Below are 21,868 nucleotides of genomic sequence, written 5' to 3'. Positions count from 1 at the left end.
ACCAGCGCAGGCTGGTTCTCGCTTCCGTGATGACTACGGCGCCGCGACAATCGTAAACACTAATATCACTTCTCACTGCAGCAAATTGCGCAGTAGCCCTGTAGCCCAACCGATCGCGGTTGTCGTCTGCGGGGGCCTGAACAATGTCGCTTAACACCTCTGCCGCACCTCAGCGTGCACACCTGAAAAAATCTCTGACCCTGATCCCGGTTGTCATGATGGGCCTGGCGTATATGCAGCCAATGACCCTGTTTGATACTTTTGGTATCGTGTCTGGATTGACCGACGGCCACGTCGCCACCGCTTATGCTTTCGCCCTGATCGCGATTCTGTTTACTGCCGTGAGCTACGGCAAGCTGGTACGCCGCTTCCCATCTGCGGGCTCCGCTTACACCTATGCTCAGAAGGCAATCAGTCCGCACGTCGGCTTTATGGTTGGCTGGTCATCACTGCTGGACTACTTGTTCATGCCGATGATCAACATCCTGCTGGCGAAAAGCTACTTTGAGACGCTGGTGCCGGGCATTCCGTCGTGGATTTTCGTGGTGCTGCTGGTGGCCTTTATGACCATCTCCAACCTGCGTGGAATCAAAACCGTTGCCAACTTCAACAGCGTGATCGTGGTGCTGCAGGTGGTAGTGATGGTAGTGATTACCGGTATGGTGGTTTACGGTGTGGCACACGGTGTTGGCGAGGGGACATTGACCAGCAGCAGACCGTTCTGGTCTGAGAATGCGCACGTAGTCCCGATGATTACCGGTGCGACCATTCTCTGTTTCTCGTTCCTTGGCTTTGACGGTATCAGTTCGCTGTCAGAAGAGACCAAAGATGCTGAACGCACCATCCCGCGCGCGATTTTCCTCACCGCGCTGATTGGTGGTGTGATCTTTATTGGGGTTTCTTACTTCCTGCAGCTGTACTTCCCGGACATCTCGCGTTTCCAGAATCCGGACTCTTCACAGCCAGAGATCATGCTGTTCGTGGCGGGTAAAGCGCTGCAAATTGGCATCCTGATCTTCTCGGTGGTGACGGTGCTGGCATCCGGTATGGCCGCGCACGCAGGCGTTTCACGTCTGATGTACGTGATGGGCCGCGATGGTGTGTTCCCGCAGCGTTTCTTTGGCTTCGTGCACCCGAAATACCGCACGCCGTCACTGAACGTGCTGCTGGTGGGCGCGGTCGCGCTGATGGCGATCAACTTCGACCTGGTAACCGCAACTGCGCTGATTAACTTCGGTGCGCTGGTGGCGTTCACCTTTGTGAACCTGTCGGTGATTGCGCAGTTCTGGATCCGTGAGAAGCGTAACAAGACGCTGAAAGATCACATCAACTATCTGGTGCTGCCGGTAATGGGTGCCCTGACGGTGGGTGCGTTGTGGATTAATCTGGAAGAGACCTCCATGGTGCTCGGCCTGGTGTGGGCAGCGATTGGTATTATTTACCTCGCCTTTGTGACCCGCACCTTCCGCAACCCGGTTCCGCAGTTCAGCGAAGAAGTGTGATTTGATCGACGTCGCTGTCCCCCATCCCGGCCTTCCCCCGCAAGCGGGGGAAGGAGACGCTGCCACATGCACCTCCTCACTCGTATAGAGCACCATCTTCCTCCCCCATTTATGGGGGAGGACCGAGGAGGGGGACAGCAAGCACGGACCAGGGATGGGGGACAGCGAGCACCGACCGAGAGGGACAGCACGCACTATCCCGCCAACACCAACTCCCAACTCCCCGCACTCAACGCCTCGCGTCCCGCTTTACTCAACCCCGCATCGGTAATCAAGGTATCAAACCGCTCCAGCGGTAACGCCAGATGCGTCGCAATCTTGTTGTACTTCGAACTGTCGCTTAACAACACGCGCTTACTACTCACATCGCTCGCCGCCAGCTTTACCGGCACCTTATCCTCATCCGGCGTAAACAGCCCGCGCGGGCCCCAGCAGGACGCGGAGATAAACGCGATATCAATCGCCAGCTGGCGCAAACTTCTGGCGGCCGCTTCACCGACGCTGGAACGGTTCTCACGACATACCGTGCCGCCGGTGTGAATCAACTTACAGCCGCTGCTCTCCATCAGCAGGCGCGCAATCACGAAATCGTTGGTCACCACCAGCAAGTCATCACGCTCAAGCAACTCGCGCGCCAGCGCCAGTGTGGTGGTGCCGGCATCGAGATAGATGCAGCTATTACGCGGAATATGACGCGCGGCATACTGCCCAATCGCCATCTTCTCGCCGCTGTACATATTGGTTTTCGCCAGATGCGATGGCTCCGCCGCCAGGCGATCCGCTGAGCGCACGCCGCCCGAAACAGACAATACCGCACCTTGCTCTTCCAGCTTCTGCACATCGCGACGTATCGTCATATGCGACACACCCAAGCGCTCAGTGAGCTCGGCAATGCTAACCACGCCGCGTTCGCCCACCAGCGCTAAAATTTGTTGATGACGTTCAACCGGAATCACCTTGCTCTCCCTGAATTATCATTTTTTCACATTGTAGATCATCGATTCACAGCCCGCAGCACAATTTATCTTGGCGGAATCTAAGCAGAAATCCCATCTGGACTGACTTCGAAGCGCTGACCTCCGGCTGTGAATCCATGTTAATCATTGAGCGGCTAAGTTAATTTTTGTGATATCACGCACGTTTATTCGCCACTGACTGCGGCAGACTTAACACCAATGAACAAATTATCACTTAAATTAACAATGGAGGTTTGCTATGTCAGCAACCGTGAATAACATCGGCGTGATTGGTTTAGGTTCCATGGGCATGGGTGCAGCGCAATCTTGCATCCGTGCAGGATTAAATACCTGGGGTGTTGATCTCAATCCGCAGGCGCTGGAAACCCTGCGTCAGGCCGGTGCGCGGGATGCGCAAACCTCCGCTGCCCGCTTTGCCGCTGAACTCGATGCGGTGCTGCTGCTGGTGGTGAACGCCGCGCAGGTTAAAGCAATCCTGTTCGGTGAAAACGGCGTGGCGGCGCAGCTCAAGCCCGGCACCGTGGTCATGGTCTCTTCTACCATCTCTTCACAGGATGCGCAGGCGATAGAACAACAGCTGGCGCAGCATCAGTTGCTGATGCTGGATGCACCGGTTTCCGGCGGCGCAGCCAAAGCCGCAGTCGGCGAGATGACGGTAATGGCGTCCGGCAGCGATGAAGCTTTTGCCCTGCTCAAGCCTGTGCTGGATGCGGTGGCGGCGAAAGTCTATCGCGTGGGCAGCGAAATCGGTCTCGGCTCAACCGTAAAAATTATTCACCAGTTGCTGGCGGGCGTGCACATTGCTGTGGGCGCTGAAGCGATGGCGCTGGCCGCGCGCGCTGGAATCCCGCTCGACACCATGTATGACGTGGTGACCAACGCCGCCGGTAACTCATGGATGTTCGAGAACCGCATGCGTCACGTGGTGGATGGCGATTACTCGCCGAAATCAGCGGTCGATATCTTCGTTAAAGATCTCAATCTGGTGGCGGATACCGCCAAGTCGCTGCACTTCCCGCTGCCGCTGGCTTCTACTGCGCTCAATATGTTTACCGAAGCCAGCAACGCCGGCCACGGTCGTGAAGATGACAGCGCAGTGATCAAGATCTTCAGCGGCATCACGCTGCCGCAGGCGAAGGAGCAATAATCATGCGTTTAGGCGTTATTGCAGACGATTTTACCGGCGCAACCGACATCGCCAGTTTTCTGGTGCAAAACGGTTTGCCGACCATCCAGTTCAACGGCGTGCCGGAAAGTCATGACGCGCTGAGCGCGCAGGCGATTGTTATCAGCCTGAAGTCACGCTCATGCCCGGCGCAGCAGGCGATCGATCAGTCGCTGGCCGCGCTGCAGTGGCTGCAACAGCAGGGCTGCGATCGTTTCTATTTCAAATATTGCTCCACCTTTGACAGCACCGAGCAGGGTAACATCGGCCCGGTAACCGATGCGCTGCTGGCGGCGTTGGGCGAAACGCAAACGGTGATCTCGCCGTCGCTGCCGGTTAATGGTCGTACGGTGTATCAGGGCTATCTTTTTGTCGCCGATCAGCTGCTGTCTGAATCGGGCATGCGTCATCATCCGGTAACGCCAATGACCGACAGCAATCTGGTGCGTTTGATGACGCGCCAGGCCAAAGGCCAGGCCGCGGTGATCAACGCCGCGCAGCTCGATCAAGGTGCTGATGCGGTGCGTGCGCAGCTGGATACCCTGAAAGCGCAGGGCATCAACTATGTGGTGCTAGACGCGCTGCACGAACAGCACTTGCTGACGCAGGGCGAAGCGCTGAAAGAGACGCGCCTGGTGACCGGCGGTTCAGGCCTGGCGATCGGTATCGCCCGCGCCTGGGCAACACAGCAGCAGAACAGCGATGCTGAACAAGCCGGGCGCCCACAAGGCGATCGCGCGGTGGTGATCTCAGGCTCCTGCTCGCAAATGACCAACCGTCAGGTGCAGGCGTATCGTCAGCAAGCGCCCTCGCATGAAGTGCTGGTGGAACGCTGCCTTGATAACGCCGAAAGCTATGCGCAGGAACTCTGTGACTGGGTGGCAGCGCATCATCAGTCCGAACTGGCACCTTTGCTGTTTGCTACCGCCGATGCCCAGCAGCTGCAAGCCATTCAGCAGCAGTACGGCGCAGCGCGCAGCAGTGAAGCGGTTGAGCAGCTGTTTGCCGCAGTAACCCGTGAACTGAAAAGCCGTGGCTGGCAGCGCTTCATCGTTGCTGGCGGTGAAACCTCGGGCGTGGTGGCACAAAGCCTTGGCGTTACCGCATTCCACATTGGCCCGATGATTTCACCGGGCGTGCCGTGGGTACGCGATATCCATCAGCCGCTGTCGCTGGCGCTGAAATCAGGCAACTTTGGCGACGAACAATTCTTTGCCCGCGCACAACAGGAGTATTCAGCATGACGGAACAACAAGCACGCGAAGAAATGGTACAGCTCGGCGCGTCCTTCTTTCAGCGTGGTTACGCCACCGGTTCAGCGGGCAATTTGTCGCTGCTGCTGGAGGATGGCAACTTGCTGGCGACGCCAACCGGCTCCTGCCTCGGCGAGCTGCAGGCCGATCGCCTGTCGAAAGTGACGATTCAGGGCGAATGGATCTCCGGCGACAAGCCGTCGAAGGAGGTGGCTTTTCACCGCGCGCTCTATCTGAACAATCCCGCGTGCAAAGCGGTGGTGCATCTGCACAGCCACTATTTGACGGCGCTCTCCTGCCTCAACGATCTCGACACAGCAAACTGCATCCGTCCGTTCACGCCGTATGTGGTGATGCGCGTCGGCGATGTGCCGGTGGTGCCGTATTACAAGCCGGGCGATCAGCGCCTGGCTGACGATCTGGCCAATCTGGCCTCGCGCTATAACGCCTTCCTGCTGGCTAATCACGGTCCGGTGGTGGTGGGCAAATCCCTGCGCGAAGCCGCCAATAACACTGAAGAACTGGAAGAGACCGCGCGCCTGATGTTTACGCTCGGTGACCGCTCGATTCGTTATCTGACCGATAGCGAAGTCGCGGAATTGAGGAATGTTTAATGCCTAAGTTTGCAGCCAATTTATCAACGCAGTTCGGTGAGCTGCCGTTTATCGAACGCTTTGCCGCCGCGGCCAACGCCGGTTTTCGCGCCGTTGAATTCCTGTTCCCGTATGACTTTCCGGCCGAGGTGATTAAAGCCGAGCTGGAAAAACATCAGCTGGAACTGGTGCTGTTCAACACCGCCGCCGGCAACGTGCAGGCGGGCGAGTGGGGCGTTTCCGCCATTCCGGGCCGTGAACAGGAAGCGCGTGCCGATATCGATCGGGCGCTGGAGTATGCGCTGGCGCTCAACTGCCGGCAGGTGCATGTGATGGCGGCAACGGTGCCAAACGGTGCCGATCGTGCAGCCTATGAAGAGACTTTCGTGCGTAATATGCATTATGCCGCCGAGCGTTTTGCGCCGCACGGTATTCGCCTGCTGCTGGAAGCACTTAATCCAGTCACTAAGCCGAATTATCTCTACGCCAGCCAGTATCAGACGCTGGCGATGATGGCGCGTATCGATCGGCCCAACGTCTTTACCCAGCTCGATCTGTTCCATGCGCAGTTGGTGGACGGCAATCTGACGCATCTGATTCGTGAATACGCTGGTCGTTATCGCCATATCCAGATCGCCTCTGCGCCGCATCGCCACGAGCCGGATGAAGGCGAGATCAACTATTCCTATCTGTTCGACCTGCTGGATGAAGTGGGTTACGACGGTTGGGTGGGATGTGAATACATTCCGCGCGGCCGCACTGAAGCCGGCCTCGGCTGGTTCGCGCCTTACGCTAAATAAATTTTTTTAACCACCCAGCACAGGGATTTTCAGCACTGTGCTGGGTAAGTCTTACCTGAATTCGTCAATACCAGATAGAGCTGTACCCAAACTATACTAATTAAATCAGAGGATTATCATGTCTACCGCGTTGTTGTTAGCCATTGCTACCGCCAGCATTGTGATCTTGCTGCTGCTGGTGATTAAAACCAAAGTTCACCCCTTTGTGGCGCTGCTGATTGTCAGCTTGCTGGTGGCGATTGCGACCGGCATTCCAGCCGACAAAATTATGGAAACCATCTTTAGCGGGATGGGTAACTTGCTGGGGCATATCACCATTATCATCGTGCTGGGGGCGATGCTCGGCGCAGTGATTGAAGCCTCGGGCGGTGCCGAGTCGCTGGCGCAACGCTTCAGTAAGTCGCTGGGTATCAAGCGGACCGTGGCGGCGCTGACCATGGCGGCGTTTATCCTCGGCATTCCGGTGTTCTTCGAGGTCGGCTTCATCATCGTGATTCCGCTGATTTATGGCTTCACCAAAGTGGCGCGCGTGTCACCGCTGAAGTTTGGCTTGCCGATAGCGGGCGTGATGCTGACGGTGCATGTGGCGCTGCCAACCCATCCCGGCGCGGCGGCGGCGGCGGGCATTCTGCATACCGATATGGGCTGGCTGATGATGCTCGGTATCCTGATCTCGATTCCGGTGGGTATCGTCGGTTATTACGTCGCGAAAGCGATGAACCTGCGCCAATATCATCTTTCCGTTGATGTATTAGAACAGCTGCAGCTGGCGAAGCCGGAAGGCAAGCCGAAGAACGACGCGCCAGCGCCGGGTGCACTGACCATTACCGGTCTGATTGTTGTGCCGATTCTGTTGATCGTCATGGGTACCGTCGCGCATACCACACTGGCTGAAGGCAGCACGCTGCGTGCGGTGATGACGGTGATCGGTACGCCAGCCATTGCGTTGCTGATTGCGCTGGGACTGGCGGCATGGCTGCTCGGCGTGCGTCGTGGCTGGAGCAAAGAGAAACTGGAAGATCTCACCGGACGTGCGATTCCCAGCTCCGCCAGCGTGATTCTGGTTGCGGGCGCGGGCGGCGCGTTTGGTAAGGTGCTGGTGGAATCGGGCGTGGGCAAAGCGCTGGCGTTGACGCTGGAAACCTTGCATCTGCCATTAGTTCCGGCTGCGTTCATTCTGTCGCTGGCGCTGCGTGCTTCGCAGGGATCGGCAACGGTGGCAATTCTGACCACCAGCGGCTTGTTAAGCCAGGCGGTGGGCGATGTGACGGGTATGCAGCGCGTGTTGGTGACGCTGGCGGCCTGTTTCGGTGGGTTAGGCTTGTCGCACGTCAATGATGCGGGTTTTTGGGTGGTGACGCGTTATCTGGGCTTGTCAGTGGCCGATGGTCTGAAGACCTGGACGGTATTGACGACGGTGATGGGGCTGAGCGGTTTCGCACTGACGTGGCTGGTGTGGGGGATGATTTAGAATTCCAGGTCGCCATTTATGGCGTAATGCTCGTCAGTTAAGACATGAAAACCCTCAATTACCGAGAGCACACATTGTAGCGGCGCAATTCATTGCGCGATAAATCGCGCCGCTACGGAAGGTGCGGTGATTTGATAAGGTGCTTAACTGATCGGCATTACGCCATTTATGGCGACCTTTATCAACATTCGCAGAGAACTAAGACACCAGCTCCTGCGCATACAAATACAGCGCCTTCAGCTGCGCCATCTTCTCCGTATTCCCCTCATGCAAACTCGCCAGCGACTCCAGCTCCAGCAAGAACGCCTGCACGCGCTCGGCATTCAGCGCTTCGCGGCGATGCTGCAACCAGCGCTGCTGTTCGGCGTCATCCAGGGTGCCAGGGAAGTTGCGCGCACGGTAGCGGAACAACAATTTAGCAATGCGCTTATCGTCGAAGGTCAAATCCAGCGCCGGTAAATTTTGCGGCGGCGTCTGGCGGATGATATTCATGCCAGCGCGATCGGCATCGCTAAAGAAACCGTCATACAACTGCGCGTCAACATCATCTGACGGGGTAAACGGCTCGGCGTCGGCAAACAGCGCCACCACTTTCTCACGCACTTCCGCGTGGTCACGCAGCAGCTTGAGGTTTGCAAGGCACTGCTGACGATCGATGTTGAGGCGCGCGGCATCTTCCGGACGCAGCGTGCTGGCGGGCGCCAGCACGGGACACTTATTAATGTGCACCAGCTTGATCGGCACCGCAGGCAGATCGCCTAAATCGCTGTGGCGGGTATATAAACGTTCGCGCAGTTCGTCAGATTCCAGCGTCAGCAGCGGCGACATATCACCGGCCAAATCGGCAACAATCAGCGCGTTACGGTTATCCGGATGCCACGCCAGCGGCACAATCCAGCTGGTGTTACCGCGCGCCGCACCGAACATGCCGGAGACGTGCACCAGCGGTTTCATCTGCGGGATATCAATCAGCGTCATCAGTTTCTGTTTGTTGCGATGGGTAAACAGAAACTCAAACAGCTTCGGCTGCTTCTCTTTTACCAGTTTTGCCATCGCCAGCGTGGCATAAACGTCGGACATCGCATCGTGCGCCTGTTCGTGCGCTACGCCGTTGGCCTTAGTGAGATGCTCCAGCTTGAAGCTGGGGAAGCCATCGTCATTCTCCGGCCACTCAATGCCTTCCGGACGCAGCGCGTAGCAGGCGCGCATCACATCGAGTAAATCCCAGCGCGAATTGCCGTTCTGCCAGCTCCAGCCATAAGGATCAAAGAAGTTGCGATAGAAGATATTGCGCGTCACTTCATCATCAAAACGCACATTGTTGTAACCAATCACACAGGTTTGCGGCTCGCTAAACAGGCCGTGAATGCGTTCGGCAAACGCTGCCTCGGTCACGCCACGCGCTTTGGCGGTTTGCGGCGTAATGCCGGTGATCATCACCGCTTCCGGCTGCGGCAGATAATCGTCGGCTGGCTGGCAATAAAACACCTGCGGTTCACCTACTGCATTGAATTCTTTATCGGTACGCAGGCCCGCGAACTGCGCCGGACGGTCCAGCGACGGGCTTTTACCGAAGGTTTCATAATCGTGGAATAAGAAGGTGAACTCAGAGGCGGGCACGGCGTTATCCTGGCAATGGAGAATCAACGCACAGGATAGTCGTCCATGGGTAGCAGTACAACCTCGATCATCCTCGCTGCGAGCGGGCGCGCAGCATTTATGCGCAGTTCATACTTTTTTTCAATTTATTCAGATCTGTAAGCGCTATTTGCCGTAAAACGTGCGGCGGTAAATTCATTTTTTTGATTTTGAGGAAGAAGTGTTGAAAAGGCGTCTGCTGGTAACTGTATCTGGAATAATTATTTGGGCATCGTGGGCGCAGGCTGACGACAGCATGCCGTTTCCCCTGACACCACCGCCGATTGATGCGGCTTCATGGGTGTTGATGGACGCCACCACCGGACAAATTCTCACCGCTGGCAATCCGGATGAAGAGCGTAACCCGGCCAGCCTGACCAAACTGATGACCGGCTATGTCGTGGATCGCGCTATCGATCAGAATAAAATCAGCCGCGATGACAAAGTCACTATCGGCAAAGATGCGTGGGGCGCAGGCAATCCGGTGTTCAAAGGCTCCTCGCTGATGTTCCTCAAGCCTGGCGATCAGGTCACGGTGCGCGACCTGATGCGCGGCGTGATCATCGATTCCGGTAACGATGCCTGCGTAGCGCTGGCGGATCACGTGGCCGGCAGTGAAAGCAGCTTCGTCACCATGATGAACAGCTACGTGCAGAAACTCGGCCTGTCGCACACCCATTTTGAAACCGTGCACGGCCTCGATGCGCCGGGCCAGCACACCACCGCACGCGATCTGGCGGTGCTGTCGCGTGCCATCATCAGCGGCGAGCCCGATTTCTACGCCATGTACGGGGAGAAAACCCTGACGTGGAACGGCATCACCCAAAACAACCGCAACGGCTTGCTGTGGGATCAAAATCTGCACGTCGATGGTCTGAAAACCGGCCACACCGAAAGCGCCGGTTTTAACATCATCGCTTCCAACGTCGTCGGCCGTCATCGCCTGATTGCGGTGATCATGGGCGGCAAGAGCCCGAAAGGGCGCGAAGAACAGGCGCGCAAGCTGCTGGTGTGGGGCCAAAACAGCTTTGATACCGTGCAACTGTTCCACGCAGGCAAAAAAATCGGTAGCGAAAACGTCTGGTACGGCAATCCGCATAAGGTCGATGTCGGCACCACGCAGGATATCTACCTGTCGCTGCCGCGCACCGAAGTGGCCAACGTGATGGCGAAATACGTTATCGATCGTAAAGATCTGGAAGCGCCGCTGAAAGCGGGCGAGCAGATTGGCGAAATTCAGGTGATGGACAAAGATAAGCAGTTGGCCAGCTATCCGCTTTACGCGCTGCAAGCGGTGGAAGAGGCGGGCATCATTACGCGTATCAGCGATTACGTGAAACAGAAACTGTAATCTGTCGCGTCTTTCCGCGTCATCATCGTCGCCGTGATGCGGCGATGATGACACAATCGCTGTTGGCGTTGCAGACCAGAAAGGTGTGCTGGTGTACGATGACATGATTTTCCGATCGCCATTCATGGCAACCGTTTTAATGCGCGCACCAAACACGCTGCGTTACATCAATGTTTCTATTGAGAAAACCTGATGTAACGTCCATGTTGTATTTCAGCAAAACCTGAAAAATAATTGCGTTCGACCCTGATGATGCAGCCGTCACCAGGGTAACATAGCGCGCAAATTTTTAGCGTTCCCGGACAACCATGTTACGCGCTGACAAGCCCATCTCGCAGATTGAGTTCTGGTTCTACCGCCACTATCGCACCGTACACGGCGTGCGTATCGCTATCGCCTTTGTGCTGTGTTTCCTGTTTGTGCGGCTCACCGACATTCCCGAAGGCACCTGGCCGCTGATTACGCTGGTGGTCGTGATGGGGCCGATTTCCACCTGGGGCAATGTGCTGCCGCGCGTGGTGCAGCGTATCAGCGGCACCTTTGCCGGACTGATTTCTGGCCTGATCGCGCTCAAGCTTGAGCTGTTTTCACTGCCGGTAATGCTGGTGTGGTGCGCCGTTGTGATGGTGGTCTGCGGCTATCTGACGCTGGGAAAACATCCCTACATGGCGCTGCTGATCGGCATCACGCTCGGCGTGGTGGTCGGCGCACCGGCCGGGGATTTCACCATCGCCATGTGGCGCGGAGGCGATGTGATTCTCGGTTCACTGATGGCGCTGCTGTTCAGCGCCATCTGGGCGCAGCGCGCCTACACCCATTGGCGCATCCAGTTGTCAGATGCGTTTATCGCCATGGCCAAACTGCATCACACCGGCTTCTCCGCCAATTTGCTGGAGAAGCCGCGGCTGAATAAACCTTTTCAGAAATTGCTGAGCAGCGTGATCAAAATGCGCGCGCTGCTGGAGCCGGCGAGTAAAGAGACGCGCATTCCGAAATCGGTGTTTGAGGCGATCCAGACCATCAATCGCAATCTGGTCAACACCATGCAGATGCAAATTGATGCATGGTGGTCGTCGCGTGAAAGCCACTTGATTATGCTCAACGCGCCTACGCTGCGCCGCACCCAGCAGATGACGGAAGACACGCTGAATGCGCTGGCCACGCTGATGGTGAAAGGCGAAACCGAGCAGATCACCGCCAACAGCCACGCGCTGGAGGAGATCACCCAGGAACTGGAGCAGCTGATTGCTAATCGCAGCGGACGTTCCGAAACCACGGCGATTTACGGCTACGTCTGGCTGAGCCTCGAACAGGCGCGTCAGCTGGAGCGTATGACCGATTTAGTGCGTCTGGCGCTGCGTAAATAGTTTTCTCAGGCAAGGACTTAATGTGAATCACCCTTTCTTTGCGCTAAGATAAGCGCCAGTCCGAATTTAGCGGTGAGAATTGCAACCCTGGCGGCCAAGCCGCTAAGCTAAACGTTATGACTATTCCGCCTGCCGACGCAGGCCTCAAGAAAGGTGCCAACATGGAAAATGCCAAGCAATCATTTCAGGACGTACTGGAGTTTGTGCGTATGTTCCGTCGTAAAAACAAACTGCAGCGCGAAATCGTGGATAACGAGAAGAAAGTCCGTGATAACCAGAAACGTGTGCTGCTGCTGGACAACCTGAGTGAATACATCAAACCCGGCATGAGCATCGAGGCGGTGCAGGAAATTATCGCCAGCATGCGTGTGGACTATGAAGACCGCGTTGATGAGTACATCATCAAAAACGCTGACCTCTCCAAAGAGCGTCGCGAGCTGTCGAAGAAGTTGAAAGCGATGGGCGAGCCAAAAGCGCAATAAATTTCCATCTACCACTCATCTTGAGGTCGTCATTTATGACGACCTTTTTATTTGGGAAAAGATAACCCCAATAACTCTTCTTGCGATTTAGAGTTATTGGGGTTATCTTTTATGCTTTCAGGACGCGGAAAGGCAATGGCATGGATAGCAGATCATTAATGGCCGAGATCAAGGCCGATGGCTGGGAACTAATACGTGTGAACGGCAGCCATCACCATTTTGTCCATCCGGTAAAAAAAGGGCTGGTGACGATACCGCACCCCAAAAAGGATTTGCCGATCAAAACGGTGAAAAGTATCAGGAAACAAGCCGGACTGACTGTCCATTAATTCGAAAGAGGTGACGTATGTTTTATCCCATCGCGATTGAGGCGGGTGACCAAAGCACGGCATTTGGCGTCACGGTGCCGGATTTGCCGGGCTGTTTTTCTGCTGGAGATACGCTGGAAGCGGCGGTAACAAATGCCAAAGAGGCGATTATCGGCCATCTGGAGCTGCTGGTAGAATTAGAGCAGGACATCCCGGCGGTTTCTGAATTGAAATCGTTGATGAAAGATCCGCAATATGCAGGTTATGTTTGGGTGCTTATTGATGTGGATGTCACTCGCATTTTGGGCGGGTCCGAGAAAATCAACGTAACTTTGCCAAAACTGCTGATTGATCGCATTGACCGCTGCGTAGCGACGCATCCCGAATTCAAAACCCGTTCAGGTTTTTTGGCGCAGGTCGCGCTTGAGCGCATTGCGAAGACCCGTTCATAAGCTGCGTCGGGCACCCATTTATGGCGACCTGGCCCGCAGTAATGGGCAATTCATATGAAACAGCGCGACGAATCGCGCTGTTTTTTTTATTCCACCGCGAACTCCCACCATAGCTTTTCCAGCGCGTAGTAGCGGTCGCGTTCCGATTCAGGCTGATTCAGGTCGCGTTTCCACGGCTTCGCCAGAATAAAGTGCAGGTTCTTCACTTCATCTTCGCGCCACATCTTACTGTGCTGGAACGGCAAGGTTTTCAGCGCATTGTATTTGTAAGAAAGCGGCAGCCAGCGATCCTCGAACACTTCATTAAGCAAATCCTGCTCGGAGAAGGGATAGCGGCGCAGATCGGTAATGCCCGCCACTTTCTCCTGCAGCCACGCAAACACCGCCAAATCCGGCTTCAACACCAGGAAGCCGCCGTTCAGGTAGCGATCGAGCGTGGACGGTGCCGGTTCGCCGCGATCCTGCCAGGTATAGTGACAATTCTCTGGCTGCCAGCTGGCGGGATAACTGGCGATCTTGTTGGGATTGCAGCGACAGGCGTGGCACGCTGCCAGCGCATGCTTGCCCAGATCGAGCGTAAACAGCTCATCCATGTTGCGCAGCACCAGCATGTCGGCATCGAGAAATACTACGCGCTCACAATCAACCAGCTCCCACGCGCGCAGCTTGCTCCACACTTCTCCGAACTGCGCCGAGGCGTAATGCTGCTCCAGTTCGGCGTTTGGCATCAGCGGATCCACCGGATGGATCACGCAGCCCAGCGCCTGCAACGCTTCACGCGTCTCCAGATCGATGGCGTCGGTGACCATGACAATCAGCGGCCAGCGGGTTTCGCTGCGCTTCAGCGAGCGGTGCAGCGCCTTCACGCCAATGAAATAGTCCGGCTGCGTTAACAGCGTTACCCATGCAAACATGGTTTCTCCCCTTCAAACTTAATCAAACAAAGCAGTGACATAGTCATTGCTAAAACGGCGTTGTGGATCGAGCTGGTCGCGCACCGCGCGGAAAGCGTCCCACTGCGGATAGATATCGCGCCACTGATAGCGCTGCGGATCGTAATATTTGCCCCAGTGCGGACGTCCGCCTTCGGCCGCCAGCAGCTTCTCGACTTCAGTGAGAAAATGCAGGCCATCCTGCGACAGCGAACCGTCATCAGCGTAATAGACCACAAAGCCAAAGAAGCAGGTGGCGTGCTGATACGCCGGGCTGAGCCAGCCTTCAGACGCGCCGGTACAGCGCAGAATGATCGGATAGTGCATGTGCGGATGATTCTCGGCATACCACGCTTTGATCTTGCTGATAATCTGCGGCGTTTTCTCCAGCGGCACGCCGATCTCGACGTTGATCTGCGGCACGGCAATGCCGCGACAAAATAGCTGATAGATATCGCCGCTGATGTCGGTGAAATCGCGGAAACGCGTCACGGTGCGGAACTGTTTACCCCCTTTGCCGTGAATCTGCGTATCGCGATGCATCTGCGCCAGCGTCTGGTCGATGGTGTCATTCAGGCTGCTGTCGGTGTCATCGCCATGCTCAATCACCTCGCGCTGATTGGCGTGCCATGCCTGCGAATCTTCAGCGCTGGCTTCGTGTGCGTTCCACACGTGCATCAGGTTGTCATCGACAAACCACCAGGCTTTGCTCATCTCATATTGCTGGTTCCATTCGATCAAATCGTTCTCCAGCGTATCGGCGGAGACGGCGAATTTGTGGCAGGTAAACAGGCGGAAAGGGCGGGTGCGCAGCGTCACGGCCGTCACAATGCCCAGGCTGCCGAGCGAAACCTGTGCGGCAGCGAAATCGGGGTCACCGCGCACAAATTCACGCACGCTACCGTCAGCCAACACCATGCGGATGCGCAGCGCTTCATCGGCGATGGAGCTTTGTGCTAAACCCTGGCCGTGCGTGCCGGTGCCCATCGCACCCGCCAGCGTCTGCACCGCAATCACGCCCGGCGACGATGCCAGCATGCGATCCATCTCGGTTAGGGTGCTGTAAACCTGCTCCAGCGGCGTACCGGCGGCAAAGGTGACGCTCTCTTCGTCTTGGGCGATCACGCCGTTGAACGCGCTGAGATCCAGCAGCAAATCCTGCGCATCAACGCCCAGCATGCGGCCCGGCGACAAGCGGTTGCCCAGCACGCGCACTTTGCCGCTGGCGGTGCGCAGCAGTTGTTGCAACTCCGCTTCAGTTTGCGGCTGTTGTAACTGACTACGCTGACCAACCACCGTGTTTTGCGCCCAGTTCCACAGTGCGCTGTCCCGATCGGTATTCTGCGTATGGCGTAAGGGATAAAGGTGGGGATCTTTGTTCACTACGGCGTTCCTTAGTCTGTGGTCTGTGACGGTCCCAAATTTAAAAGCGTAGACCATCAGCGCGCAGCCGCAGCCTACGAGGCTTTGCGCACATAACGCAGCGTGGCGGTGACGGCTAACTGGCGGTTGCGACGGATGCTGTCTTCCTCGCTATCGTTCGGCGTGAACAGCGTGTGAAAGGTGTAGCGATTGGAGACGTGATGCACACAAATGCTGCTCAGCAAGCGGTGCACATCCACGGTATCCAGCCCATCCATAAACAGCCCTTGCTGCTGGCCGCGCGTCAGAATGTCATCCAGCACATCGAGTGCACTTTTGTTCAGCGCCTTAATGCGTTCGGATTGCATGATATAGCGCCCGCGCAGCAGGTTTTCGGTACACACCAGCCGCATAAAATCCGGATGCAAAACGTGGTAATCAAAGCTGGCTTCCACCAGTTTGGTCATCGCCAGTTCCGGTGCCATCTCGGCAAGATTAAGGCCGGTTTCATGCTGGCGAATCGCCTGATACACCTGCTCCAGCACCTCAATATAGAGCTGCTCTTTATTGCCAAAGTGATACACCACCATGCGTTTGGTGGTTTGCGCGTGCTCAGCGATCTGCTCCAGCCGCGCGCCCTGCATACCGAACTCGGCGAACATTTTCAGCGCACCAGCAAGAATGCGCTTCTTAAGCCCTTCAGGGTCATTTTTTCGTTTAGGTGTGGTGTCCGACATAGCGCTCAGTAACAAGTCCATCAAAAGGGGGAGGATAGCACAGCCATTTCTCGCGTGTGGCGATGCGAGCGGCGCCGCGGCTTTATGCTTTTCAGGAATAGCATTCCTGAATAAATCATAATGCAGGAATAAGCAACTGCGTATACTGCGGTCATCTGTCGTTACGACAGCTAATTTTGACTCGCGCAATTATAACTATCAGGAAGCACTTTATGCACACACGTCTGTCAGCAGTAAAAAATAAATTCCTGTTAACGGCTGGCGCCTTGCTGCTGGCCAGCGCGGCGCTATCGCCGCTGTCCATCGCGCATGCGGCGGACAAAACCTCGGTAAAAGTCGGCATTATGAGCGGCGAAGATGAAGACGTCTGGCGCGAAGTGATCAAACAGGCGGCAGCAAAAGGCTTAACGGTGAAAACCGTCATTTTCAACGATTACAACCAGCCGAACGAAGCGCTGCAAAACGGCGAAGTGGATGCCAACGCCTTCCAGCATCAGCCGTTCCTCAATAACCAAATCAAGGTCAATCACTACGACATCGTACGCGTCGGCGATACCGCCGTGTGGCCGATTGGTCTCTACTCGAAGAAAGTCAAAAGCGCGAAAGCGCTGAAAGAGGGCGCGGTGATTGGCGTGCCAAACGATCCCTCTAACGAAGCGCGTGGTCTGGTGCTGCTTGAGCAACAAGGCTTGATCAAACTGAAGCCGGGCGTCGGCATCGCGGCCACCACCGCCGATATCACCGCCAATCCGCATCATCTGAAAATCAAAGAGCTGGATTCCGGCATCATCGGCCGCTCCGTTCCTGACCTCGATGCCGCCGTGGTCAACACCGATTGGGCGCTGAAAAGTGGCCTGACCGCTGAAGATCGCATTGCGCAAGAGCCGGTAAAAGATAACCCCTACAACAACTTTATTGCGGTGAAAAAAGAGAACGTCAGCGCGCCGTGGGTGAAAACGCTGGTGGCTTCTTATCAGAACGATGCCGTGAAGACCGTGTTTGACAAGGTCTACAAAGGCACGGGCGAAACGGCCTGGTAAGGAACGATAAAGATGACGTTATTCTCAGCAGCCGAAACGCCCTTTACCGCCGTGAAACGCGGCGTGGCGGAAAGTGCCCATGACGAGGCGCAGGTGAAGTTTCGCGACAGCGGCAGCGTGGTGCGCCTGCAAGGTGTGTCACGTCGTTTTGGACAAACCCAGGCGCTACGCGACATCTCGTTGACGGTGCAGAAAGGCGAAATCCTTGGCCTGATCGGACGCAGCGGCGCGGGGAAATCCACGCTGATCCGCTGTCTCAACGGGCTGGAACAACCTGATGAAGGCGTCATTGAAATCGAAGGCCGTAACATCACCGGCCTGTCAGAAAAACAGCTGCAAACGGTGCGCAGCCGCGTTGGCATGGTGTTCCAGCACTTCAATCTGTTATCAGCAAAAACGGTGGCGCAGAACGTCGCGCTGCCGCTGAAAATCGCCGGCATGGATAAAGCGCAACGCCAGCAGCGCGTGGCGGAACTGCTGGCGCTGGTGGGATTGGCGGACAAAGCGCAAAGCTATCCGGCAGCGTTATCCGGCGGCCAAAAACAGCGGGTTGGCATTGCCCGCGCGCTGGCGGCCAGCCCGGCGCTGCTGCTGTGTGACGAAGCCACCTCCGCGCTCGATCCGGAAACCACGCGCTCAATTCTGGCGCTGCTCAAATCCCTGAATCAAAAACTCGGCATCACCATTTTGCTGATTACCCATGAGATGGAAGTGATCAAATCCGTGGCGCATCGCGTGGCGGTGATTGATGCCGGTGAAATCATTGAGCAAGGTCCGGTTTGGCAAGTGTTTGCGCATCCGCAATCGGCCCTGACGCGCACGCTGCTGCGCGGTTTGCTGCCGCAGCTGCCGGAAAATATTGCAGCGCGCCTCAGCGATGACAAGCAGGGCGACGCCATCTACAGCGTGCATTTTGCCGGTGACGATGCGCAGGGCGATCTGCTCACCCGCTTTGCCGGCGCGCTGCCGGGCAAATTCCGCCTGCTGCAGGGCGGCATCGATCACATCCAGCACTACGCGGTGGTGCGTTTCTTTATTGCGCTCCCGGCAGCCAACGCGGCCGACGAGCAACAGATTCTCAGCTGGCTGCATGCGCAGCAGGCTCAAGTGGAGTTGGTGGGTTATGTCGCCAGTCATGATTGATCTTTTACTCAATGCATTAGGTGAAACGGTATTAATGACGGTGATTTCCGGCCTGTTTTCGCTGGTGGCGGGCTTGCCGCTCGGCCTGATTCTGGTGATGACCAGCCCCGGCGGCATCGCCGAGCATCGCGGCGTGAATCGCGTGCTGGGCCTGATCATCAACAGCTTCCGCTCGCTGCCGTTCATTATTCTGCTGGTGGCGTTGATTCCCTTTACCCGTTTTCTGGTCGGCACCTCGCTCGGCACCTGGGCAGCAATTGTGCCACTGTCGATCACCGCCACGCCGTACTTTGCGCGCGTGGCGGAAGTGTCGCTGCGTGATGTCGATCGCGGCCTGATTGATGCGGTGCGCGCCATGGGCGCCAGCAAGCTGCGTATCGTCTGGGACGTGCTGATCCCGGAAGCGCTGCCCGGCATCTTGTCGGGGTTTGTGGTTACGCTGGTGGCGCTAATTGGTGCTTCGGCGATGGCCGGCGCGATTGGCGCAGGCGGACTGGGCGATCTGGCGATCCGTTATGGCTATCAGCGCTTTGAAACCTCAGTGATGATCGCGGTGATCGCGGTGCTGATTGTGCTGGTGTGCGGCATTCAGTGGCTCGGCGACCGGTTAGTGCAGCGTATTGATAAGCGCCATTGATTATCACTGATGCGCGATAAATCGCGCCGCTACGAATACCTGCATCTAAGGTAGCGGCGCAATCTATTGCGCATTGTTTTGCCAAAGGAGAATGCTCATGTCGCTGAATCCACTTCAGCTCACGCTCGAAAACAGCCTCGAACAACACAGCGCCGCTTATCTCAAGGTATCGCAGGCGATATTCCAAAATCCCGAAACCGGCAACAACGAATATTTTGCCAGTTAGCAACTCACGCAACTACTCAGCGCTGAGGGCTTTGCGGTCACGCGCAACGTCGCCGGACATGAAACGGCGTTCTACGCGGTGAAGGCCAGCGACAAACCGGGCCCCACCATCGCTTTTCTCGCGGAATATGACGCGCTGATCGGCATCGGTCACGCCTGCGGTCATAACCTGATTGGCACCACCAGCGTGGCGGCGGCCATTACGCTCGCGCAGGTGCTGGATCAAACCGGTGGACGCGTGGTGGTGTTAGGCACGCCCGCGGAAGAGGGCGGATTAGCCGGACCGGGCGGACCCAAAGGCAACGTGAAAAAGCGCTTTGTCGAAGCCGGCTACCTCAAAGATGTCGACGTGGCGCTGATGGTGCATCCTTCGGGCAAAACCCGCCTGACTGAATCCACGCTCGCCAATAATCATCTCTATTTCCACTTCTACGGCAAGCCGTCGCACGCCGCCAGCGCGCCCCATGAAGGGATCAACGCACTGGATGCGCTGGTGCTGCTCTACAACGGCATCAGCGTGTTGCGTCAGCAACTGCCGGATGGCGTGCGCGTGCACGGCATTATCACCAACGGCGGCCAGGCCCCGAACGTGATCCCGGAATACGCGTCGGCGCATTACTACATCCGCGCGGACAGCCGCGAAGTGGTGGAATCCCTTGAGCCGCGTCTGCGTGCCATTGCTGAAGGCGTGGCGCTGGCGACCGGCGCGCGCGTCGAGATTGATCATCAGATTGGCCCGCGCGATTTCAAACTCAACTCAGCGCTGGATGCCTTGCTGCTGGAAGAGTTCACCGCGGCAGGCGAGCAGGTTGATCTCTCGCCGCAGAAAAACAGAGTCTCCACCGATGCTGGCGACATCAGCCACGCGGTGCCGACGGCGCATCCGTGGCTGAAAATCGGCCATGACGATCTGATTTTCCATACCGTGCCATTTCGTGAAGCGGCCAACTCAGCGCGCGGCTATCAGGCGCTGCTGATTGGCGCGCGCGTGCTGGCACGCACCGGCTTACGTCTGCTGACCGATGCGGACGCCTTAAACAACGTCAAAGCGGATTTCGCGCGACAACCATAAAGGAGAGTGTTGTGTCGCAAACCTATCGCAGAAAACTGAAAACGCTGGTCGGCGCCAGCAGTGTGATTTCCGCCGCCAATGACAGCCAGCCCGGCGTGGGCATTACGCGCGCTATCGAACTGGCGAAAATTGCCGAGCGCGAAAAAATCACCGGGCTGTTCACCGCCGATTTGCTGCAGGCCGATGCGGCCGGATTAGCGGGCACCACCGGCACGCAAGATCCGCTGATTGCGCTGGCGGCATTGAGCCAGGTCACTTCGCACATCGGTTTAATCGCTACCGTCAGCACCAGCTGGCTGCATCCGTATAATCTGGCGCGTCAGGTCGGCACGCTCGATCACATCAGCGGCGGTCGCGCGGGCTGGAACGCAGTGACCTCGTCGGTAGGCGAGGAGAACTTCGGTGAAAGCCAGCTGCCGCCACCGCAGGAGCGCTACGCGCGCGCCACTGAATTTATTGAAGTGATGAACGCGCTGTATGACGCCAACGAACGCGCGGCAGTGCAGCGCACCGCCAGCGGCGGCATTCGTCTCGACCACAGCAAACTGCATCCAATTCACTATCGCGGCGACTATTTTCAGGTGGCGGGACCGCTTAACGTACCGCCGCCGCCACAGCGCCGTCCGGTGCAGTTCCAGGCGGGCCAATCCGACGCGGGCGTCACGCTCGGCGCACGTTATGCCGAAGTGATTTACACCTCGCAGCCCACGTTTGATGCGGCGCAAACCTTCGTGGCTGATGTGCAGCAGCGGGCGCGACGTTTTGGCCGCGAACATAATCCGCCGCTGATCATGAACTCGTTCCACGCCATCATTGGCGACAGCGACGCCTATGTGGCGCGCCGTCTGCGCGATAAGCATGAACGCATCAACTATGAACAGGGCAGATTACGCGTGGCCGATATGCTGGGCGGCGAGGTGGATTTGCGCGATGTGCCGCTCGACCAACCGCTGCCCGCCGCGTTAATTCCCGAACTGGCGCAGGTGCATCGTCGTCAGGGGCGCGCCGCCATTTTCCGTGGCTATGCGCTGGAAGGATTAACCCTGCGCGAGCTGATCATCAAAGCCGAAGAGACCGGCCACTGGTTTGTTGCCGGTACGCCAGAAACCCTGGCCGATGCCATCGAACAGCGCTACCGCGCCGGCGTGCTGGATGTGATTTCGCTGCATGGACTCGGCCAGCCCGATCAGCAGGATTTGCTGCTTAACGGCCTGCTGCCAGAACTGCGTCGCCGCCAGCTGATCGATAACGATTATGTCGGCAACGATTTCCGTAGCAGTCTGGAGCTGGCTGCGTTAACAGAAAAATAAACATACTATAATGGAAGGCATAGATAACGGTCCCGAAATCCAAGCTATTAT

20 protein-coding genes and 1 pseudogene are annotated in these 21,868 nt (G+C 56.9%); 16 read left to right on the top strand and 5 right to left on the bottom strand.

Annotated features, from left to right (window positions below; translation table 11 throughout):
* The first annotated feature begins 143 nt into the window (after positions 1 to 143).
* Complete coding sequence (locus KVT28_RS11685; protein ID WP_101763400.1) at positions 144 to 1,502, top strand: APC family permease; 1,359 nt, start codon at positions 144 to 146, stop codon at positions 1,500 to 1,502.
* Between the two features lie 194 nt (positions 1,503 to 1,696).
* Here the strand turns inward: KVT28_RS11685 and ygbI are convergent, their stop codons facing one another.
* Positions 1,697 to 2,458: a DNA-binding transcriptional repressor YgbI gene (ygbI, locus tag KVT28_RS11680; protein ID WP_101763401.1), complete on the bottom strand. Its 762-nt coding sequence runs from the start codon at positions 2,456 to 2,458 to the stop codon at positions 1,697 to 1,699.
* Between the two features lie 259 nt (positions 2,459 to 2,717).
* Between ygbI and ltnD the strand changes: the two genes are divergently transcribed.
* From ltnD to KVT28_RS11655, 5 genes are all read left to right on the top strand, one after another.
* The gene (ltnD, locus tag KVT28_RS11675) at positions 2,718 to 3,626 is read left to right on the top strand and encodes an L-threonate dehydrogenase (RefSeq protein ID WP_101763402.1); all 909 of its coding nucleotides are present in this window, start codon (positions 2,718 to 2,720) and stop codon (positions 3,624 to 3,626) included.
* A 2-nt stretch (positions 3,627 to 3,628) separates the two neighbouring features.
* On the top strand, positions 3,629 to 4,888 hold the full coding sequence (gene otnK / locus KVT28_RS11670) for a 3-oxo-tetronate kinase (RefSeq protein ID WP_254633528.1): 1,260 nt from the start codon (positions 3,629 to 3,631) through the stop codon (positions 4,886 to 4,888).
* A complete protein-coding gene (locus KVT28_RS11665) occupies positions 4,885 to 5,511 on the top strand; it encodes an aldolase (RefSeq protein WP_192233438.1) in 627 nt (208 codons plus the stop codon). Before otnK ends, KVT28_RS11665 begins: the two co-directional genes overlap by 4 nt.
* Complete coding sequence (locus KVT28_RS11660; RefSeq protein WP_217548598.1) at positions 5,511 to 6,290, top strand: HPr family phosphocarrier protein; 780 nt, start codon at positions 5,511 to 5,513, stop codon at positions 6,288 to 6,290. The genes KVT28_RS11665 and KVT28_RS11660 overlap by 1 nt, the downstream gene beginning before the upstream one ends.
* A gap of 118 nt (positions 6,291 to 6,408) precedes the next feature.
* A complete protein-coding gene (locus KVT28_RS11655) occupies positions 6,409 to 7,761 on the top strand; it encodes a GntP family transporter (RefSeq protein ID WP_217548596.1) in 1,353 nt (450 codons plus the stop codon).
* A 198-nt stretch (positions 7,762 to 7,959) separates the two neighbouring features.
* Here the strand turns inward: KVT28_RS11655 and sbcB are convergent, their stop codons facing one another.
* The gene (sbcB, locus tag KVT28_RS11650; RefSeq protein ID WP_101763407.1) at positions 7,960 to 9,381 is read right to left on the bottom strand and encodes an exodeoxyribonuclease I; all 1,422 of its coding nucleotides are present in this window, start codon (positions 9,379 to 9,381) and stop codon (positions 7,960 to 7,962) included.
* 202 nt (positions 9,382 to 9,583) lie between these two features.
* On the opposite strand from sbcB, the gene dacD reads away from it, so the two are divergent.
* From dacD to KVT28_RS11625, 5 genes are all read left to right on the top strand, one after another.
* Positions 9,584 to 10,750: a serine-type D-Ala-D-Ala carboxypeptidase DacD gene (dacD, locus tag KVT28_RS11645; RefSeq protein WP_217548594.1), complete on the top strand. Its 1,167-nt coding sequence runs from the start codon at positions 9,584 to 9,586 to the stop codon at positions 10,748 to 10,750.
* Between the two features lie 308 nt (positions 10,751 to 11,058).
* Positions 11,059 to 12,117, top strand: a complete 1,059-nt coding sequence (locus KVT28_RS11640; protein ID WP_101763409.1) for an FUSC family protein — start codon at positions 11,059 to 11,061, stop codon at positions 12,115 to 12,117.
* A gap of 161 nt (positions 12,118 to 12,278) precedes the next feature.
* Positions 12,279 to 12,599, top strand: a complete 321-nt coding sequence (gene tmaR / locus KVT28_RS11635) for a PTS system regulator TmaR (RefSeq protein ID WP_008110563.1) — start codon at positions 12,279 to 12,281, stop codon at positions 12,597 to 12,599.
* Positions 12,600 to 12,739: 140 nt separating this feature from the next.
* Positions 12,740 to 12,928, top strand: coding sequence for a type II toxin-antitoxin system HicA family toxin (locus KVT28_RS11630; RefSeq protein WP_007891008.1), 189 nt, complete (start codon positions 12,740 to 12,742; stop codon positions 12,926 to 12,928).
* 17 nt (positions 12,929 to 12,945) lie between these two features.
* On the top strand, positions 12,946 to 13,359 hold the full coding sequence (locus tag KVT28_RS11625; RefSeq protein ID WP_101763410.1) for a type II toxin-antitoxin system HicB family antitoxin: 414 nt from the start codon (positions 12,946 to 12,948) through the stop codon (positions 13,357 to 13,359).
* 86 nt (positions 13,360 to 13,445) lie between these two features.
* On the opposite strand, the gene KVT28_RS11620 is transcribed toward KVT28_RS11625, so the two are convergent.
* The 3 genes from KVT28_RS11620 to KVT28_RS11610 form a co-directional block, all read right to left on the bottom strand.
* Positions 13,446 to 14,273 carry a glycosyltransferase family 8 protein gene (locus tag KVT28_RS11620; protein WP_217548592.1) on the bottom strand — a complete coding sequence of 276 codons (828 nt, stop codon included), beginning with the start codon at positions 14,271 to 14,273 and terminating at the stop codon, positions 13,446 to 13,448.
* An 18-nt stretch (positions 14,274 to 14,291) separates the two neighbouring features.
* On the bottom strand, positions 14,292 to 15,674 hold the full coding sequence (locus KVT28_RS11615; protein WP_217548590.1) for a D-arabinono-1,4-lactone oxidase: 1,383 nt from the start codon (positions 15,672 to 15,674) through the stop codon (positions 14,292 to 14,294).
* A 74-nt stretch (positions 15,675 to 15,748) separates the two neighbouring features.
* The gene (locus tag KVT28_RS11610; protein ID WP_217548588.1) at positions 15,749 to 16,390 is read right to left on the bottom strand and encodes a TetR family transcriptional regulator; all 642 of its coding nucleotides are present in this window, start codon (positions 16,388 to 16,390) and stop codon (positions 15,749 to 15,751) included.
* Positions 16,391 to 16,602: 212 nt separating this feature from the next.
* Between KVT28_RS11610 and KVT28_RS11605 the strand changes: the two genes are divergently transcribed.
* The 5 genes and pseudogenes from KVT28_RS11605 (at position 16,603) to KVT28_RS11585 (ending at position 21,817) form a co-directional block, all read left to right on the top strand.
* Entirely contained in the window at positions 16,603 to 17,430 is an 828-nt protein-coding gene (locus KVT28_RS11605) for a MetQ/NlpA family ABC transporter substrate-binding protein (RefSeq protein ID WP_137386082.1), read from the top strand.
* Between the two features lie 12 nt (positions 17,431 to 17,442).
* Positions 17,443 to 18,573 carry a methionine ABC transporter ATP-binding protein gene (locus tag KVT28_RS11600; RefSeq protein ID WP_217548586.1) on the top strand — a complete coding sequence of 377 codons (1,131 nt, stop codon included), beginning with the start codon at positions 17,443 to 17,445 and terminating at the stop codon, positions 18,571 to 18,573.
* Positions 18,554 to 19,210 (top strand): methionine ABC transporter permease, encoded by a 657-nt coding sequence (locus KVT28_RS11595; protein ID WP_192233454.1) that lies wholly within the window; start codon positions 18,554 to 18,556, stop codon positions 19,208 to 19,210. Before KVT28_RS11600 ends, KVT28_RS11595 begins: the two co-directional genes overlap by 20 nt.
* Positions 19,211 to 19,307: 97 nt before the next feature.
* Positions 19,308 to 20,507: pseudogene (locus tag KVT28_RS11590) on the top strand (M20 family metallopeptidase).
* Positions 20,508 to 20,518: 11 nt separating this feature from the next.
* Positions 20,519 to 21,817 (top strand): NtaA/DmoA family FMN-dependent monooxygenase, encoded by a 1,299-nt coding sequence (locus KVT28_RS11585; RefSeq protein WP_217548584.1) that lies wholly within the window; start codon positions 20,519 to 20,521, stop codon positions 21,815 to 21,817.
* The last annotated feature ends 51 nt before the right edge of the window (positions 21,818 to 21,868 follow it).

It is taken from the genome of Pantoea sp. GbtcB22, assembly GCF_019091025.1.
Classification (GTDB): Bacteria; Pseudomonadota; Gammaproteobacteria; order Enterobacterales; family Enterobacteriaceae; genus Pantoea; species Pantoea leporis.
The sequence above is the reverse complement of the archived record's forward strand: the minus strand, read 5'-3'. Positions and strand labels throughout refer to the sequence as shown.